Origin of the sequence: Amycolatopsis australiensis (assembly GCF_900119165.1) — a bacterium.
In the GTDB taxonomy this organism is placed as follows: domain Bacteria; phylum Actinomycetota; class Actinomycetes; order Mycobacteriales; family Pseudonocardiaceae; genus Amycolatopsis; species Amycolatopsis australiensis.
The window spans coordinates 7,568,549-7,586,214 of the sequence record NZ_FPJG01000006.1; the positions used below are offsets into that span (position 1 = coordinate 7,568,549).

General features: G+C 72.0%; 18 protein-coding genes. 14 read left to right on the top strand and 4 right to left on the bottom strand.

The features are described from left to right. Window positions 1-408: 408 nt before the first annotated feature. The 3 genes from BT341_RS36040 to BT341_RS36050 all read right to left on the bottom strand — a co-directional run bounded on the left by BT341_RS36040 (window position 409) and on the right by BT341_RS36050 (window position 3,348). Window positions 409-1,713 (bottom strand): DUF1996 domain-containing protein, encoded by a 1,305-nt coding sequence (locus BT341_RS36040; protein WP_072480474.1) that lies wholly within the window; start codon window positions 1,711-1,713, stop codon window positions 409-411. A gap of 278 nt (window positions 1,714-1,991) precedes the next feature. Further along, window positions 1,992-2,777 carry a zf-HC2 domain-containing protein gene (locus BT341_RS36045; RefSeq protein ID WP_072480475.1) on the bottom strand — a complete coding sequence of 262 codons (786 nt, stop codon included), beginning with the start codon at window positions 2,775-2,777 and terminating at the stop codon, window positions 1,992-1,994. 7 nt (window positions 2,778-2,784) lie between these two features. Further along, window positions 2,785-3,348 carry a sigma-70 family RNA polymerase sigma factor gene (locus BT341_RS36050; RefSeq protein WP_072480476.1) on the bottom strand — a complete coding sequence of 188 codons (564 nt, stop codon included), beginning with the start codon at window positions 3,346-3,348 and terminating at the stop codon, window positions 2,785-2,787. Between the two features lie 217 nt (window positions 3,349-3,565). On the opposite strand from BT341_RS36050, the gene BT341_RS36055 reads away from it, so the two are divergent. From BT341_RS36055 to BT341_RS36075, 5 genes are read left to right on the top strand one after another with little or no spacing between them, the layout of a single operon-like run. Further along, window positions 3,566-4,153, top strand: a complete 588-nt coding sequence (locus BT341_RS36055) for a hypothetical protein (protein WP_072480477.1) — start codon at window positions 3,566-3,568, stop codon at window positions 4,151-4,153. After that, the gene (locus BT341_RS36060; protein WP_072480478.1) at window positions 4,137-4,934 is read left to right on the top strand and encodes a DUF4142 domain-containing protein; all 798 of its coding nucleotides are present in this window, start codon (window positions 4,137-4,139) and stop codon (window positions 4,932-4,934) included. The genes BT341_RS36055 and BT341_RS36060 overlap by 17 nt, the downstream gene beginning before the upstream one ends. Beyond that, on the top strand, window positions 4,927-5,544 hold the full coding sequence (locus tag BT341_RS36065) for a ferric reductase-like transmembrane domain-containing protein (protein WP_072480479.1): 618 nt from the start codon (window positions 4,927-4,929) through the stop codon (window positions 5,542-5,544). The genes BT341_RS36060 and BT341_RS36065 overlap by 8 nt, the downstream gene beginning before the upstream one ends. Next, window positions 5,544-5,774 (top strand): ferredoxin, encoded by a 231-nt coding sequence (locus BT341_RS36070; protein WP_072480480.1) that lies wholly within the window; start codon window positions 5,544-5,546, stop codon window positions 5,772-5,774. The genes BT341_RS36065 and BT341_RS36070 overlap by 1 nt, the downstream gene beginning before the upstream one ends. Further along, window positions 5,767-7,185: an NAD(P)/FAD-dependent oxidoreductase gene (locus BT341_RS36075; protein WP_072480481.1), complete on the top strand. Its 1,419-nt coding sequence runs from the start codon at window positions 5,767-5,769 to the stop codon at window positions 7,183-7,185. The genes BT341_RS36070 and BT341_RS36075 overlap by 8 nt, the downstream gene beginning before the upstream one ends. 308 nt (window positions 7,186-7,493) lie before the next feature. On the opposite strand, the gene BT341_RS36080 is transcribed toward BT341_RS36075, so the two are convergent. Next, a complete protein-coding gene (locus BT341_RS36080) occupies window positions 7,494-8,894 on the bottom strand; it encodes an MFS transporter (protein WP_072482370.1) in 1,401 nt (466 codons plus the stop codon). A 107-nt stretch (window positions 8,895-9,001) separates the two neighbouring features. On the opposite strand from BT341_RS36080, the gene BT341_RS36085 reads away from it, so the two are divergent. From BT341_RS36085 to BT341_RS36125, 9 genes are all read left to right on the top strand, one after another. Beyond that, entirely contained in the window at window positions 9,002-9,886 is an 885-nt protein-coding gene (locus BT341_RS36085) for a LysR family transcriptional regulator (protein ID WP_072480482.1), read from the top strand. A 58-nt stretch (window positions 9,887-9,944) separates the two neighbouring features. Next, window positions 9,945-10,388 carry a helix-turn-helix transcriptional regulator gene (locus BT341_RS36090; RefSeq protein ID WP_072480483.1) on the top strand — a complete coding sequence of 148 codons (444 nt, stop codon included), beginning with the start codon at window positions 9,945-9,947 and terminating at the stop codon, window positions 10,386-10,388. Between the two features lie 10 nt (window positions 10,389-10,398). Beyond that, window positions 10,399-10,809 carry a VOC family protein gene (locus BT341_RS36095; protein ID WP_072482371.1) on the top strand — a complete coding sequence of 137 codons (411 nt, stop codon included), beginning with the start codon at window positions 10,399-10,401 and terminating at the stop codon, window positions 10,807-10,809. A 29-nt stretch (window positions 10,810-10,838) separates the two neighbouring features. Then, window positions 10,839-12,050 carry an MFS transporter gene (locus BT341_RS36100; RefSeq protein ID WP_072480484.1) on the top strand — a complete coding sequence of 404 codons (1,212 nt, stop codon included), beginning with the start codon at window positions 10,839-10,841 and terminating at the stop codon, window positions 12,048-12,050. Next, window positions 12,035-12,292, top strand: a complete 258-nt coding sequence (locus tag BT341_RS36105) for a helix-turn-helix transcriptional regulator (protein WP_072480485.1) — start codon at window positions 12,035-12,037, stop codon at window positions 12,290-12,292. The genes BT341_RS36100 and BT341_RS36105 overlap by 16 nt, the downstream gene beginning before the upstream one ends. After that, a complete protein-coding gene (locus tag BT341_RS36110) occupies window positions 12,289-14,661 on the top strand; it encodes an ATP-binding cassette domain-containing protein (RefSeq protein WP_072480486.1) in 2,373 nt (790 codons plus the stop codon). The genes BT341_RS36105 and BT341_RS36110 overlap by 4 nt, the downstream gene beginning before the upstream one ends. A gap of 242 nt (window positions 14,662-14,903) precedes the next feature. After that, window positions 14,904-15,920 (top strand): fatty acid desaturase family protein, encoded by a 1,017-nt coding sequence (locus BT341_RS36115; RefSeq protein WP_072480487.1) that lies wholly within the window; start codon window positions 14,904-14,906, stop codon window positions 15,918-15,920. Window positions 15,921-15,930: 10 nt separating this feature from the next. Continuing rightward, window positions 15,931-16,992 carry an MBL fold metallo-hydrolase gene (locus BT341_RS36120; RefSeq protein WP_072480488.1) on the top strand — a complete coding sequence of 354 codons (1,062 nt, stop codon included), beginning with the start codon at window positions 15,931-15,933 and terminating at the stop codon, window positions 16,990-16,992. Then, on the top strand, window positions 16,989-17,243 hold the full coding sequence (locus BT341_RS36125) for a Smr/MutS family protein (RefSeq protein ID WP_003092780.1): 255 nt from the start codon (window positions 16,989-16,991) through the stop codon (window positions 17,241-17,243). Before BT341_RS36120 ends, BT341_RS36125 begins: the two co-directional genes overlap by 4 nt. Window positions 17,244-17,666: the final 423 nt, after the last annotated feature.

A 17,666-nucleotide genomic window follows, 5' to 3' on the forward strand; every position in this document is an offset into this window, starting at 1 on the left:
GGCCGGAAGCTGGGAAGATCTCGCGGGATTCGAGGCGAATCTCGTTCGATTCCCCGGGAAGCCCGTGCGCCTCGGGAGAACCTCGCGTACTGGAGCGGGAAAAACTCGTGCGATCGGAGGGCCACCCGGGGTTGGCGGAGTTCCGGCCCGGTGGACGGGGGTGAGGTGGAGGGAAGCGTCCACCGGCCGGAACTCGCGGGGCGGGAACCGCTCCCGCCGTTCGTCCTCCTTCGCTGACCCGGATGAAGGAATCCCGGCCCGGGACTGGGGGGTGAGGTGGAGGGAAGCGTCCACGGGCCGGGGCTCGGGGGCGGGACCGGTGGTCCCGCGCGGGGGTGGTGCGACCGGCCCGGCGGACCTCGGGGGGTGAGATGGAGGGAAGTGTCCGCCGGGCCGGGGCCGGAGGGGCTACTCCGCGCAGGCCTTGCCGGAGTTGATGCAGTCGACCAGGCGGCCCATGATCTGCTTGCTCATCACGTTCGCGAAGTCGTCGTGGTCGGAGCGCGGGTTGTGCTTCTCCTGGGCGAAAGCGTCCACTTTGTACTCGCCCTTCTGCTGGACGTCCTGCGGGACGTCGTAGACCAGCGTCACCTGCAGCTGCGGCACGTTCTTGAACCCCTTGGGGCACTGGCCCTGCCGGTTGGCGAACACGATGTGCGTGCGGTGGTTCGCGCTGTCGGTGTTCTTGCCGTCCCAGCAGTTCGGGAAGGCGTGGATGCGCTCGACCTTGCTGCCCGCCGGGCAGATCGGGTAGAGATCCGTGAGCCGGTCCTCGAAGCCGGTGCACGTCCAGCTCGGCCGGGCGTTCGCCGGGCCGTTGGTGCTCTGCTTGGCGTCACCGTAGAGGATCTTCAGCCCGAGTGGCATCGCGACGACGTTCTGGGCGCCGCCGCCGATGAACTTCAGCGTCGCCGACTCCGGCTCGATGATCGTGCCGTCGTTGTCGCCGACTTCCTTGTTCGCGCCCTGGATGCCGCCCAGCTCCTGCCGGCCGTTGTTCTGGTTGTCGTTCTGGTTGCCCTGACCGCGCCGGCGATCCTGCCGCTGACCGTTCTGATCCTGGTTCCGGCCGTCCTGCCGCTGCGCGCTCCTGCCCGAGCGGCCACCACCCTGACCTTGGGTGTCGCGCTGGTCCTGGGCGTCCTGGGCGTCCTGCGCGCTCTTGTCCTGCTGGACGTCGCCCGTCTTGCCCTGCTGCTCCTGCTGGGCCTTCTGGTTCCGCTGCTGCTGCTGGGCGTCGTCCGCCCGGTCGATCCGGATGACCGGCCAGAAGTAGGCGGACTTGTCGCCGTTCTTGCAGGTGGTGCCGCCGGCGAGCAGGCTCTTCAGGCTCGAGTCGGCATTGGTGGTCAGGTTGCCGACGTAGTCGTGCAGGTGCTGAGCGCCGTTCTTGATCCCCGGCTGGGCGATGAAGTTGTCGGGGTTCTGGTGCGCGCCGTCCGCGTCGGTTCCACAGTCGACGGTGAAGGAACCCTGGGCGCCCTTCTTCTGCAAGGCCGCGTTCACGTTGTTGCCCGCCGGGACCTTGCTGATGTCGATGAAGAACGACGGGTCCGCGGGGTCCGCGCTGGCCTCGCCCGTGCGGCCCGTGGTGACCGCGACGGCGAGTGCGCCGACGGCGATCGCCAGGCCGATCGCGCCCATCGCGATCTTGGTTCGGCGGGCGACGCGATGCTTGCCCGTCACGGGGGACCGAGAATGGTTCCGGGCCATAGACTAGTTCACCTCGTTCGTTTTTCCGGGCACGCCGAACACCGCGGCGGCCCGGGCAAGAACTACCGTCAATTGAGGTCGAGATCGCGCGGAACCCGAGGGGGATGCAGGTGGTTCCGGCTGTCGGGACGCATCGGGGGATGCATTGGGGGATACGGACACGGGCACCCCGAGGTTCAAAAGCGACCGGCCCGTTATCTGTTCGTTATCATCCGGCACGCAACCCGGCAGCATTTCCCGAGGTCACGGCGTTCCGGCCGGAAAAAGGAATGCGGAATTCAGCGCTGGACGGTGACGAGGACCGTGCCGTCGTCCCCGCGGACCTCGAACCGGGCGATCTGGTCCACGGCCATCGAGATGGAACCCTGCAGCCGCAACGGTTCGGGTGAGCCGGGGATGCCGAACCCCTTGGGCGGCACCGACCAGCCGGACACGACGCGCTCGTCGTTCGCGGTGGAGATCGCGATCAGCTGGCACTTGAGCGGCCCGACGATCCCGCGCAGCTCCAGCTCGACCTTGCTCCCCCACTCCACCGGGGAGACGGTCACCAGCGCGCTCACCGCGGACCCGCCGCTGCCGCGGCCGTAGGTCTGGCCGCCGCCGGGCTGTCCCGGCGCGCCGGCGGACGGCGGCGCGGTGGACGTCGCGGGGACGCTGGTCGCCGGCGCGGGCCGGTTGGGCGCGGAGAGGGACACGGGCGGGACGGCGTCGGCGGGCCGGACGGCGAGGGTCACCAGCGGGCCGGCCACGACGAGCGCGGCGGCCGCGGCGGCGGCGAGGATGCCGAGCCGCTTGCGGCGGCGCCGCTTCACGGCGGCCTCTTCCATCAGGCCGCGCAGCACCCGCGGCCCCGGCGCCAGCGTGCGCGGGCTCGGCGCGGGCATCGGGGGCTCCGGCCAGCTGCGCTTGACCAGGTCGAGCACGTCCGGCAGCTGGTAGAGCTCGATCAGGTCGAGCTGGCAGTGCGGGCAGTTCATCAGGTGGGCTTCGAACTGGGTGCTCTCGGCCTCGCTGAGGACGCCGAGCACGTACGCGGCGACATCGGTGTGTGCGGACCCGGCCACCCTCAGCTCACCCCCGCTCGCGCAGGGCCCGGCGCAGCGCGCGGACGGCGTGGTGGATGCGGGACTTGATGGTTCCGGGGGGCACGCCGAGGGTCGCCGCGACCTCGTTCACGGTCCGATCGCGCAGGTAGGTCTGCTGGATCGCTTCCCGCTGCTCGGGCGAAAGGCCCTGCAGCGCCTCGTAAACGATCATCGCGGCGAGCGTCCGGTCCGATTCGTCGGACACCGCGATCGCGTCGGATTCGATCTCCTCGAGCTCCTGGGGGCGGACACTGCGGCTGCGCCAGCCGTCGATGACGATACGCCGGGCCACGGTGAACAGCCAGGCACGCAGCATCTCGGGCCGGCGGTCGAGCTTGTCGGCGTTCCGCCACGCCTTGATCAGGGTCTCCTGCACGACGTCCTCGGCCCACTGCCGGTCGTGGCCGGTCAGCCGCAGCGCGAACGCCATGAGGGACCCGCCGAACTCCTGGTAGAGCGCCTTCGCCAGATCATCGGAGGCGTCGCCGGTCCCGGCTACGGCTTCCTGGTGATCTTCGACGGGTCTCAGCGCGCGAGTGTGCCGTCCCACGCGGGACATCCTGGTGTGCGCGGGGCCCGGCGTCCAGTACCAAACTTTTTTGAACCGTTTCCGGATCGTGTCCGTATCCCCTACCGAAGACCCCGACCAGGCGTTGTCCCCCGCAACGCTCCGCATCCACTCCGGACCGAATGTCCACTGTGGATCCTTCGCGCGCTTTTCCGCCGCACCCCAGGCAACTGCGCGTAGTCATGCCCACGGAGGAGCAGTGATCCGCATTCCCCGACCGGTGGCCCGTGCCGCCGTGTGCCTCAGCGCACTCGCCCTGCTCACCGCCTGCACCGCCGGCGCGGCGACCACCTCCGGCGGTGGTTACGGCGCCGGGATGCAGATGCCGGGCATGCGGGCACCGCTGACGATCGCGATGCCGCAGCCCATCACCGCGAACCCGAACGACCCGCTGAAAAGCCAGCTCAGGGCGGCGAAGACGTTCGACCTCGGCCTCATGCTCGTCGACGGGACCGGGTACACGATCTACCGCTACGACCGGGACAGCACCGACCCGTCCCGGTCGAACTGCACCGACGCCTGCGCCACCAAGTGGATCCCGGTCAAGGCCGGCGGGAACCCGGCGCCGATCGACGTCGACCGGTCGCTGATCGGGCAGATCACCCGCGACGACGGCACCCAGCAGCTCACCCTCGCCGGGTGGCCGCTGTACCACTTCACCGGCGACAGCGAACCGGCCGACACGTCCGGCCAGGGCGTCGACCAGGCGTGGTACCCGATCGCGCCGGACGGCAAGAAGATCACGTTGACCCAGGACCAGTGGAGGGAAAATGCTTTCGGCCTCTGAGCTCGCCGGGCTGGAGCTCACCCCGCCGTCCCCGCTCCGGCGGTCCCGTCCGCTGGTGCGGGTCCTGTTCGTGCTGATCGCGGTGCTGACGCTGCTGGCGTCGGCGGCCGCGACCTCGACCGCGCAGACCACCGCGGTGTCGGACACCGACGCGGTGCTGCTGACCAAGGTCCGCCAGGCCGGTCTCTGGGAGATGCCGTCCGGGATGATGGCCATGCAGAAAGGCAGCCCGAAGGTCCAGGCGGTCGGCTTCGCGATCATGATGGACCACGGGCGGCTCGACGTGGCGACCCGCGCGCTGTCGGCGAAGCTGAACTCGCCGGTGCCCGACCAGCCTTCCGAAGAGCAGCGCGGCTGGCTCGCCGAAGAGATGGCCGCCGCGCCCGGCCCGGCGTTCGACAGCGTCTTCGCCAACCGGCTGCGCGCCGCGCACGGCCAGGTGTTCGCCATCCTCGCGCAGCTGCGCGCCGGGACCCGCAACGACGACGTCCGGGCGTTCGCGACCGTCGGCAACCAGGCCGTGATGCGGCACATGACGATGCTCGAGAGCACCGGGATGGTCGACTACACCGCGCTGCCCACCCCGGCCGTCTCGACCACGGCCGCGCCCGTCGGCGCGCCGCTCGGCCTCGATCCGTCCCAGATCGCCGTGGTGGCGGCGCTGTTCCTGCTGGTCGGCGGCGGCCTGTTCTACGTGCTGCGTCAGATCAAGGGCAACCGTGGCCGCGCCAGGGCGTCCCGCCGGCCGGCCACCGTGAGAACCGGGGGTACCCATGGTTGAGACCTGGCACGACGTGACGCTGGTGCTCACCCAGCAGTTCCAGCCGAAGACCGACCCGGCGGCCCGCGGGCTGGCGGCCTTCGCCGCCCGCGCGTCCTACGCGGCGATGATGCTGACGCTCACCTGGGGCGTGCTCACCGCCACCGGCTGGGTGCGCTCGGTCACCGGCCGCAAGGCGCTGCGCAGCGCGCACATGGTGCTGGCGACCGGGACGCTGATCTTCGGCGGCATCCACGCGCTGGGCTTCTTCTACCTGACGATCCAGCCCTACAGCCTGCAGTACCTGTTCCTCCCGTTCCTGGGCGGCCAGGAGACCCGCCACATCGCGGGCATCGTCGGGTTCGAGGTCATGCTGGCCATCGCGCTCACCGCGGGCCTGCAGCGGTTCACCTCCTACCGGCGCTGGCTGTGGCTGCACCGGTGCGCCTACCCGGCGGTCGCCTTGACCGCGTTGCACGCGTGGTTCGGCGCGATCGCCAACGGCCACCTCGCGACCGTCTGGCTGGGCGGCATCACGCTGCTCGTGCCCGCCGTGACCGTGTCGCTGCTGCGGTTCATGCCCGCGCGCACCCTCGAACGCATCGGACTCGTGGAAGAGCAGGTGGCCTGATGCCCCTCCGGTTTCCCGGCGGCGGACCCCGGATCAGCGTCGACAACGACCGGTGCGAGCTCTACGGCATCTGCGCCATGGAGGCCCCGGACGTGTTCGACCTCGGTCAGGACGGCCGCCTGCGCTTCCGCAAGCGGCTGCTGGACGAAGACACCTTGGAACAGGCGAAGATGGCCGCCCGCTGCTGCCCGATGCAGGCGGTCGTGGTGAGAGGGGACCTCGATGGCTGACGGCGACCGGATCGTCATCGTCGGCGCGGGCGTCGCCGGGCTGCGTGCCGCGGAACGCCTGCGGGAACTGAACTTCGACGGCGAGATCGTGCTGATCGGCGACGAGGCGCGGCGCCCGTACCACCGGCCGATGATCTCGAAGGCCCTCGTGATGGGCACCGAGCGGCCCAGCGACGTCGGGCTCGACCACTACCTGCCCGACCTCGACGTGCACTGGCGGCTCGGCGCGCGGGTCACCCACCTCGACACCGTCGAGCGGGTCGTGCACCTGCCCGGCGGCGAATCCCTGTGGTACGACGGCCTGATCGCCGCGACCGGCGTCTACCCGCGGCACCTGCCCGGGGCGCCGCGGCACGACCCGCGGGTGCGGATCCTGCGCACGGTGGAGGACTCGATGGCCGTGCGGCGCTGCCTGCACGCCAGCAAGAAGCCGGCCGTCGTGATCGGCGCCGGCCTGATCGGCAACGAGTTCGCCGCCAGCATGCGGCACATCGGCCGGGACGTCACCCTGGTCGGGCACGCGAAGGCGCCGCTGCACCGCTTCGGCGACCGCGTCTCGAGCGGCATCGTCGAGGCGCACCACGAGCACCGCGCGAAGCTGGCGATGAAGAGCGAAGTGCGGCACTGGATCAGCACGAAGGACACCGTCGGGCTGCACCTGACGAACAACCAGCTGCTGGTCGCCAGCGTCGTCGTGCTCGCCATCGGCAGCGTCCCGTCGGTCGACTGGATGCGCGGCTCCGGCCTGGACATCAGCGACGGCGTGCTGTGCGACGCGAAGCTGTTCGCCGAGGGCGCCTCCGACGTCGTCGTCGCCGGCGACATCGCCCGCTGGCCGAACCTGCGTTTCGACGAGACCCCGCGGCGGGTCGAGCACTGGATCAACGCCGTCGAGTCGGCGCGGCACGCGGCGGAGAACCTGCTGCTGGGGCACTCGAGCGCACGGCCGTTCACCCCGCTCCCCCGCGCCTGGTCGACGCTGTACGACACGCGGCTGCAGATGTGCGGGATGCCGTCGCTGGCGGAGGACACCGTGTCGCTCGCCGACGGCATCACCGGGTTCGTGCGGGACGGGCGGCTCGTCGGGATCTCGTCGTGGGACAAGCCGCGGGCGATGCTCGACTGGATGGCCGAGCTGGACCGGCGGCTGCCCGCGCCCGACTACGTGCCCGAGCCGGAGCCCGCGCCCGAGGTGCCCGCGGTGGCGCCGTCGCTCGCCGGGCTCGCGGCCGACGTGCCGCCGGAGTTCGACAGCGGCTTCGACGAGCAGGCGTTCGAGCGCGAGTTCGCGAGCGAGTTCGCCAACGACATCCCCACCACGGCGTTCCCCGCCCAGGCGCTGCCCACCACGGCGTTCGCGGCGCAGCCCGCCGCGGCGCTGCCGACCATGGCCATCCCGATGGGGCGGTAGAGCCGGGACGTGGCTGCGCGCGGCGGCCACCGTCCCTTCGCCGGTCACCACACCCCCTCCGCGGCTGGGTGGTGTGGTGGCCGGCCCCAGCGTCCCCATGCCCGCCTCGCGTCCGGACCGGACCGGACGCCCGGCGGGCCGGAGGAGGGCCGTCCCGGGAACCCGACACCCCGCCGACGGCCTTCTTCCGGCGCACCGGGCGGGGGCCCGGGGCCGGGCGCCGCGGCGGGTTCCCGCCCGCGGCGAGCAGGTCCGTGCCGGTCTTCCCGGGGGAAGGGTATGCCGCCGGGAAGACCGGCACGGGCGCTTCAGCTCCGGTGCCGCCACGCGTCCGCCGCCACCAGCGCACCGAGGACCAGCACCGCCACCCCGACCGCCCGCAGCCCGGCGTCCGCCCCCGCGACGAACGCCGAGACGACCTCGGGCGCGTGGCTCGTGCGGGCGAGGGCCTCGGCGACCGTGTGCGCGCCCCGCGCGTCCGGCGGCAGCGCGGCGGCGAACCGGGCGGTCAGCACCGTGCCGATCACGGCGACGCCGAGCGCGCTGCCGAACTCGCGGGTGGTGGCCTGCAGCCCGGTGGCGACCCCGGCCTGCGCCGGCGGCAGCGAACCGGCGATGACGCCCGAGAGCGCCGGCAGCGCCAGCGTCACGCCGATCCCGGTCACCACCAGCCACGCCGCATAGCCGGCGTACGGCGTCTGAGTGTCGCTTGTGGACAGTCCGAGCAGGCCGCCGCCGACGAACGCGAAGGCGAGGACCACCGTGGCGGTCAGGCCGGCCCGGCGGGTGAGCAGGCCGGCGTGGCGGCCGCCGAGCACGATCGGGACGGTCAGCGGGATGATCCCGAGCCCGGTGCCCAGCACGCCGAATCCCTTGGCGTACTGGAGGAACGACGCGTTGACGTAGAACAGCGCGAACATGCCGAAGAAGATCGTGGTCATGCCGAGGCAGGCGCTGCGCAGGCCCGCGATCCGGAACAGCCGCGGGTCCAGCAGCGGATGCCGGGCCTTCAGCTCCCGCAGCGTCCAGGCGGCGAAGAGCACGGCGGCGCCGGCGAACCCGGTCACCACGACCGGGCTGCCCCACCCGGCCTCCGGGCCCTGGACGATCCCCACCAGCAACGCGACCGACGCGGCGATCAGCAGGATCGCGGCGAAGGGGTCGAGACGGCGGTCGTGGCGCGACGACACCGGGACCAGACGGGCCACCAGCGCGGCCGCGGTGAGCGCGATCGGCACGGCGACGGCGAACAGCGAGCGCCACGAACCGGAAGCCAGCACCAGCCCGCCGCCGGCGTTGCCGGCCACGCCGCCGATGCCGGTCATCGACGCCCAGGTGGCGATGGTGGCGGGCCGGCGTCGCGCCGGCACGGCGTGCAGCAGCACCGCGAGCGAGTTGGGCAGCACCGCGGCGGCGCCGGCGCCGGTGACCGCGCGGCCGGCGAGCAGGAGGACGACGTCCGGGGCCACCGCCGACAACAGCGTGCCCGCCGCGAAGAGCCCGAGCCCGGCGAGCAGGACGCCCTTGCGGCCGAACCGGTCGCCCGCCGCGCCGCCGGGGATCACCAGGCAGGCGAACACGATCACGTAGGTGTCGACGATCCAGACCAGCGAGGACGCGGACGGGTGCAGGTCGCTCGCGGCGAGCATCGGGACGGCGAGGTTGATCGCCGCGACCATGCCGACCACCAGGACGACGCAGGCGCACATCAGCGTCAGCAGGCCACGTTCCTTGGAGTGCATGACCCGACGCTAGGAACCGGCCGGGATATCGCGCCACGCAACTTCGGCAAGGCTGTTTTGCGTACGATGCAACCATGCCGGACCAGCTCGACCTCAACCTGCTGCGGGTCTTCGACGCGCTGCTGCGGGAAGGGAGCGTCACGGCGGCGGCCGAGCGCCTCCACCTGTCCATCCCGGCGACCAGCCGGGCGCTGGGCCGGCTGCGGCGGGCGATGGGCGACCCGATCCTGGTGCGCGCCGGGCGCGGGATGGCGCCCACGCCGTTCGCGCTGCGGACCGCGCCGCGGGTGCGGTCGCTGCTGGAGGAGGCGGCGTCGCTGGTCAACGTGGACTTCTCGGTGGCGCGTCTCGAACGCGCGTTCACCATCCGCATCAACGACGGCGTGGCGGCGACCCTGGCCGCGGCGGCGGTCGAAGCCACGGCGGCGGCCGCGCCGGGCGTGACGCTGCGCTTCGTCCCGGAAGGCACCGAGAGCGCCGAGGCCCTGCGCGACGGCTCGGTGGACCTCGACATCGGCGCGGGCGAGGTGGCGGCACCGGACATCCGGACGGCGGTGCTCTACCGCGAGCGGCTGGTCGGCGTGGTCCGCGCCGGCAGCCCGCTGGGCCGCCGTCCGACGTTGGCCCAGCTGTGCGAGCACCCGCACGTCTCGGCGTCCCGCCGGGGCCGGGCACGCGGGCCACTCGACGACGTGCTGGCCGCGGCCGGGCTCCGGCGGCACGTCGCGGCCGTGGTGCCGACGTCGGCCGCGGCGCTGCTGCTGGTCGCGTCGAGCGGGCACGTCGGACTGGTCCCCGAGCGGCTCGCCGAGCGGCACGGCCCGGCGCTGGGCCTGCGCCGGTTCGCGGTCCCGGCGGCCCTGCCGGAGGTGGTGGTCCGGCTGTCCTGGCACGTCCGGCTCGACACGGACCCGGCCCAGCGCTGGCTGCGCGACACGCTGCGCGACGCCGCCCGCTGACCGTGGCACCTCCGATCACTCGCGGCGCGGACGCGGTCCGCTGTGGCACGATTCATGCGTGACCAGCACCGCCGCCACGGCCCAGTACCTGCGCGACCTCGCGCTGCTGCGCCGGGTCCGCGACCGGATCGACCGGGAGTACGCGCAGCCGCTCGACGTCGAGGCGCTCGCGCGGGGGGTCAACATGTCCGCCGGGCACCTCAGCAGGCAGTTCCGCCGGGCTTACGGTGAGTCACCGTACTCGTACCTGATGACGCGGCGCATCGAACGGGCGATGGCCCTGCTGCGCACGGGCGAGCTGAGCGTCACGGAGGTCTGCTTCACCGTCGGGTTCTCGTCGCTGGGCACCTTCAGCACCCGGTTCGCCGAGCTGGTCGGCATGCCCCCGAGCGTCTACCGCGAGCAGCAGGCCGAGGCGACCGTCGGCATGCCGCCGTGCGTGGCCAAGCAGGTCACCAGACCGATCAGGAATCGAGAAGCGCGACCGCAGGCGCACACATAGTGTGACCGGCATGGACGTCACGATTCACGCGAGCTTCCTCCCGCACACCGACCCGGAAGCGTCGCTCGCCTTCTACCGCGACCTGCTCGGCTTCGAGGTGCGCCAGAACGTCAAGTACGGCGAGATGAGCTGGATCACCGTCGGCCCGCCGAACCAGCCCGACACGGCCATCGTGCTGACGCCGGTGGCCGCGACGCCCGGCATCACCGACGACGAGCGCCGCACCATCAGCGAGATGATGGCCAAGGGCACCTACGCCGGGATCAACCTCGCCACCAAGGACCTCGACGCGCTGTTCGCGAAGCTGGAGGCGGGCAACGCGGAGGTCGTCCAGGAGCCGACCGAGCAGCCCTACGGGGTCCGCGACTGCTCCTTCCGCGACCCCGCCGGCAACCTGCTGCGCATCCAGGAGCTGCGCTGAGCGAGGTCGCGGCCCGCTCGTACCGCCAGGTGCTGCGCGACCGGCGGGTGGCCGGGCTGCTGCTGGGGGACCTGCTGGCCAACGCCGGCACCGGCATGATCATCGTGGCCATGCCCGTGCAGACACTGGCGCTGCACGGGCCCGTGCCGAACGCCGTCGCGATCGGGCTGGTCGAGGCCGCGCCCTTCGTGCTCTCGACCGTCCTCGCGCTGGCCATCGGCCTGGGCCGGGTGCGGGTGCCGCCGCGCACCCTGCTCCTCGCCGACTGCGTCCTGCGGTCGCTGACCTTCGCCGCGCTGGGGGCGCTGGCGGTCACCGGGCGCCTCACGCTGCCCGTCCTGATCGCCGGGCTGCTCTTCGGCGCGACGTTCCGGCTCGCCGGGTCCAGCAGCCGCCGCCTGCTGGCGACGTCGGCCGCGGGCGAGGACGGCCGGTTCCCGGTCAACGGCCTGCTCGGGCTCAACACCACGTTCGCGCTGTACATCGCCGGGCCGGTGCTGGGCGGGCTGGTCGTCGCGACGGCGGGCGCGGGTTACGCGCTGTTCTGCGACGCGGCCGGCGCGCTGATCCTGCTGGGAGCCACGCTTTCGAGTGTTCCCCGGGCCGCCGCGGACCGCGACGCGCTGCGCGAGCCCCCGGCGTCCGGCTGGCGGATCCTGCGCCGCCGCCCGGTGGCCGCCCGGCTGCTCGTGGTCGAGTTCTTCTTCAACTTCCTGTACATGCCCATCGAAGTGGCGCTCCCGCTGTACGTCAGCGGGACCCTGCACGCGGGCGCGTCGGGACTGGGCCTGCTGTGGGGTGCGCTCGGCGCCGGAGCGTTCCTCGGCTCGGCCATGGTGAACCAGCTGCGGCACCTGCCGCAGCGGCCGCTGCTGGTCGCGATCATCGGCCTGTGGGCGTTGTGCCCGATCGCGCTCGCGGCCGTCGGCGACCTCACCGCCGCGCTGGTCGTCTTCGGCCTGGGCGGCCTGGTGTACGCGCCGTTCACGCCCGTCGCCTACAGCTTCCTGCAGTCCGGGCTCGCCCCCGCCGAACAGCAGCAGGTCGTCACGCTGTGGACGACCGGCTCGACGGTGGCCGCGCCGCTGGGCCTTGCCCTCGGCGGTCCGCTGATCGAGCTGGCCGGCAGCACCGGCGGGCTCGTCCTGTCCGGCGTGCTGACCCTGCTGCTGCTCCCGATCGCCGCCCGCGCGGTGCTCGAGCGCACACCGAAAGGGGAACCGACATGTGCCTCAGCCTGAAGGTCGCCGCGCACGAGCACTTCCGCGAACTGGTGCTGCTGCGCCGCGTCCGTGACCGCGTCGACCGCGAACCGACCCTCGACATCGAGGCGCTCGCCCGCGGCGCCGGCATGACGGCCGCGCAGCTCGTCCACCGGTTCCGCCAGGCCTACGGCCAGACCCCGCACGCCTACCAGCGTGCCGCCCACGCGGTCCGGGACGGCCGCACCCCCACCTTCGACCGAGTGCTGGAGACCCGATGACGACGAGAAAGCCCTCGCGGCACGCCGCCGACAGCCACGACCTGATCCGCGTCCACGGCGCGCGCGTCAACAACCTGAAGGACGTCAGCGTCGAGCTGCCGAAGCGGCGCCTGACGGTGTTCACCGGCGTGTCCGGCTCGGGCAAGAGCTCACTGGTGTTCAGCACGATCGCCGCGGAGTCGCAGCGGCTGATCAACGAGACCTACAGCACGTTCGTGCAGGGGTTCATGCCGACGCTGGCGCGGCCGGACGTCGACGTCCTCGACGGGATCACCACGGCGATCATCGTCGACCAGGAGCGGATGGGTGCCAACGTGCACTCCACCGTCGGCACCGCCACCGACGCGAACGCGATGCTGCGCATCCTCTTCAGCCGGCTCGGGCAGCCGCACATCGGTTCGCCGCAGGCGTTTTCGTTCAACGTCGCCTCGATCAGCGGCGCCGGCGCGGTGACGATCGAAAAGGGCGGCCGGCAGATCAAGGAACGCCGCAGCTTCAGCATCACCGGCGGCATGTGCCCGCGCTGCGAGGGCCGCGGCCGCGTCGAGGACATCGACCTAACCGCGCTCTTCGACGAGAACAAGTCGCTCAACGAAGGCGCGATCACGATCCCGGGCTACAGCATGGAGGGCTGGTACGGCCGCATCTTCCGCGGCTGCGGCTTCTTCGACCCCGACAAGCCGATCAAGAGGTACACCAAGAAGCAGTTCAACGACCTGGTGTACAAGGAGCCGACCAAGATCAAGGTCGACGGCATCAACCTGACCTATTCGGGCCTGGTGCCGGCGATCCAGCGGTCGATGCTGTCCAAGGACGTCGACTCGCTGCAGCCGCACATCCGCGCGTTCGTCGAGCGGGCCGTCACCTTCACGACGTGCCCCGGCTGCGACGGCACGCGGCTGTCCGCGGAGGCCCGCTCGTCGAAGATCGACGGGATCAGCATCGCCGACGCGTGCGCGATGCAGATCAGCGACCTCGCCGCCTGGGTGGGGAAGCTGGCCGAGCCGTCGGTCGCGCCGCTGCTGGAAGCGCTCAAGCGCACGCTCGACTCGTTCGTCGAGATCGGGCTCGGCTACCTTTCGCTCGACCGTCCGTCCGGGACGCTCTCCGGCGGGGAAGCCCAGCGCACCAAGATGATCCGCCACCTCGGCTCGTCGCTCACCGACGTCACCTACGTCTTCGACGAGCCGACGATCGGCCTGCACCCGCACGACATCCGGCGCATGAACGAGCTGCTGCTGCAGCTGCGCGACAAGGGCAACACGGTGCTGGTCGTCGAGCACAAGCCGGAAGCCATCGCGATCGCCGACCACGTCGTCGACCTCGGCCCGCGCGCCGGCGCCGAAGGCGGCGAGGTCGTCTTCGAGGGTACTGTGGACGGTCTCCGCAAGAGCGGGACGCTGACCGGCAGGCATCTGGACGACCGGGCGTCGCTGAAGGAGTCGGTGCGCTCGCGGTCGGGTGTCCTCCAGGTGCGCGGCGCTTCGACGCACAACCTGCAGGACGTCGACGTCGACATCCCGCTCGGCGTGCTGGTGGTCGTGACCGGCGTGGCGGGCTCGGGCAAGAGCTCGCTGATCCACGGCTCGGTGTCCGGCCGCGAGGGCGTCGTGACGGTCGACCAGACCGCGATCCGCGGCTCGCGCCGGAGCAACCCGGCGACCTACACCGGCCTGCTCGAACCGATCCGCAAGGCGTTCGCCAAGGCCAACGGCGTGAAGCCGGCGTTGTTCAGCGCGAACTCCGAAGGCGCGTGCCCGAACTGCAACGGCGCGGGCGTCGTCTACACCGACCTCGGGATCATGGCCGGGACGGCGACGCCGTGCGAGGTGTGCGAGGGCAAGCGGTTCATGGCCGAGGTGCTGGAGTACACCTTCGGCGGCCGGGACATCAGCGAGGTGCTCGGGATGTCCGTGGCCGAAGCGCTCGAGTTCTTCGCCGGCGGCGACGCCGCCCTCCCGGCGGCGCACCGGATCCTGACGCACCTGTCGGACGTCGGCCTCGGCTACCTGACGCTCGGCCAGCCGCTGACCACGCTGTCCGGCGGCGAGCGGCAGCGGATCAAGCTGGCCACGCACATGGCGGAGCAGGGCGGGGTGTACGTGCTCGACGAGCCGACGGCGGGCCTGCACCTGGCCGACGTCGAGCAGCTGCTGGGCCTGCTGGACCGGCTGGTGGAGTCGGGCAAGTCGGTGATCGTCATCGAGCACCACCAGGCGGTGATGGCGCACGCGGACTGGATCATCGACCTCGGCCCCGGCGCGGGCCACGACGGCGGCCGGATCGTGTTCGAAGGCACGCCGTCGGAGCTGGTGAGGTCACGGAAGACGCTGACGGGCGAGCACCTGGCGGAGTACGTCGGCGCCTGAGGCAACCGTCCACGGCGGCCTCGGGTGCGCACCTCCGTCGGGGCGCCGGTGGGGCATGGGCGGCGCACCGAAGGCCACCTTGGTTGCGTCCCACGCACCGAAGGCCGCCTTGGGTGCGTCTGACGCACCGAAGGCCGCATTGGGGCGCTTGCATACCAGAGTCGGCGGTAGGGCGGGCCCCCCGAAAATGCCTGGGGCGCTCCGGGTTCCGGTGGGGCCCCCTACCGCGAAGACTCGGGTGCGTGACCACCACAGAGATCAGCACCGGCAGCGACTTCGCCCGGCTGAGCCACCGCATCTCCGCCGCTGGGCTGATGGCGCGCCGTCCCGGTTTCTACGTCGCCCGGTTCACCGTCACCCTCGGCCTGTTCGCCGCCGGCTGGGTGGCCTTCGCCCTCCTCGGGAACTCCTGGTGGCAGCTCGCCGTCGCCGCGTTCCAGGCCGTCATGTTCGGGCAGATCGCGCTGCTGTCGCACGACCTCGCGCACAAGCAGGTGTTCCGCCGCCGCCGGCCGACCGAGATCGCCGGGATGCTGGCCGGCAACCTCGGCATCGGCATGAGCTACGGCTGGTGGATGGACAAGCACACCCGCCACCACGCCAACCCCAACCACGAGGAGCTCGACCCGGACGTCGACCCGGACATCCTCGTGTGGTCGAAGGACCAGGCCCGGTCCGCCGGCGGTGCCGCCCGGTTCATCGGGCGGTACCAGGCGTTCCTGTTCTTCCCGCTGCTCACCCTCGAAGGGCTGAACCTGCACTGGTCCGGCATCCGCGCGGTCCGGAAGCCGGGCCTGCGCCACCGGAAGGTCGAAGCCGCACTGCTCGCCGCGCACTTCGCCGGCTACCTGACCGCGTTGCTCACCGTCCTCTCCCCCGGCATGGCGCTGCTGTTCTTCGCCGTCCACCAAGGACTCTGGGGTGTCTACATGGGATCGATCTTCGCGCCCAACCACAAGGGCATGCCGACGCTGACCGGGCGGCCCGAGCTCGACTTCCTCCGCAAGCAGGTGCTGACCTCGCGCAACGTCCGCGGCGGGGTCGTGACCGACGTCGCACTCGGCGGGCTCAACTACCAGATCGAGCACCACCTGTTCCCCAGCATGCCGTCGCCGCACCTGCGGCGGGCGCAGCCGATCGTGCAGGCCTACTGCGCCGAGCTGGGCATCCCGTACCTGCAGACCAGCCTGGCCGAGTCCTACCGGCAGGCGCTCACCCACCTGCACGAAGCTGGGGCGCCTCTCAGGAACCGTTCGTAGACTCGGCGTCATGAGGAAGACGATCGGGGCTCTCCGGGACCTGCCGGCGGCGTTCGGCGCGAAGGCCACCGGCGCGCGGGCCGAGCGCGTCCGGTCCTCGCCGCAGTTCGACGGGAAGGTGTTCCGCAACGCGGCGCCGCGGCACCCGATGACCGCGGCGGCGATGCGGACCATCTTCCGCGAGATGTTCTTCGGCGAGCACCGCGAGCTGCGCAAGCCGGCCGGCGCGGTGCCGCTGGTCGCGGCGGCGCCCGCCGAATCCGCCGACGGCCTGCACGTGACCTGGTACGGCCACGCGTCGGCGCTGGTCGAGCTGGACGGCGCCCGCGTGCTGCTCGACCCGGTGTGGAGCGACCGGGTCTCGCCCGCGGCGTTCGCCGGCCCGCGGCGGCTGCACGAGCCACCGGTGCCGCTGTCCGGGCTCGGCCGCATCGACGCGGTGGTGATCTCGCACGACCACTACGACCACCTCGACCTGGCGACGGTCCGCGCGCTGGTCGCCGGTTCGCGCGCACCGTTCCTGGTCCCGCTCGGCGTCGGCGCGCACCTGGAACGCTGGCGCGTCCCGGCCGAGCGGATCATCGAGCTGGACTGGCACGAGGAGGCGACGGTGGCGGGTGTCCGCTTCGTCGCCACCCCGGCCCAGCACTTCTCCGGCCGCGGCATCACCAACGACGACACGCTGTGGACGTCGTGGGTCCTGGCCGGGCCGGCCCACCGGGTGTTCTACAGCGGCGACACTGGCTACTTCGACGGCTTCGCGAAGATCGGCGAGGAGCACGGCCCGTTCGACGTGGCGCTGATCCAGGTCGGCGCGTACGCCCCGCACTGGCCGGACATCCACATGACGCCAGAGGAAGGTGTCGCCGCGGGGCTCGACGTGCGGGCGAAGCTGCTGGTGCCGGTGCACTGGGCCACGTTCCAGCTGGCGATGCACCCGTGGGGCGAGCCGGCGGACCGGGTGTGGCGCGAAGCGAAAACGGCCGACCTGCCCCTGGCGGTCCCCCGCCCGGGCGAGCGCATCGACGCGGCGGCTCCCCCGCCCGTGGACGGGTGGTGGCAGGCGCTGTGAAGCTGAAGCTGGATCTGCACGACATCTACAACCGCGGCGGCGAGATCGACCGGGCGCTGCGCGCGATCATCGACGAAGCCGTCGCCAAGAAGGCACCGCTGGTGGAGATCATCCCCGGCAAGGGCTCGGGCCAGCTGAAGAAGCACGTCCTGCGGTTCCTCGAGCGCAAGGACGTCAAGGCGCTCTACCACCGGGTGGAGAAGGACAAGGACAACTTCGGCCGGGTGTTCGTGCACTTCCGCTGGAAGTGAGCCCAGGGCGGCGGGACGGTCTCGAGTTCCCACGCCTCGTCGAACGCGCTGACGGTCAGCCAGGCGAGCCTCGCGTTGACCGCGAAGAGCTGGCGCACCGACGCCAGGGTGTGGAAGGAGGCGTCGCCCCGAGCGCGGCCGCGCTCGAGGTCCGCCGGGCTGAAGCCGGCGTCGAACACCCCAGGACGGTGCCCGCGCAGTACAGGTACCCGAGGATCTCCAGCTGCGGCCGTGCCAGGCCGTCGGGCCCGGTGGTGACCGGCGGGCGCCGGACCGCGCGCACAGCGGCGTCGCCGGCGAACTGTGCCTCGACGGCGGCGAACAACCGGTCCGCCAGGGCGGGCAGGCGCCCGCGGAGTTCCTCGACCAGCGGGTCGGGACGGGTCACGCGGGGAAGCGGCCACGGAACCGGACCTTGGCGGA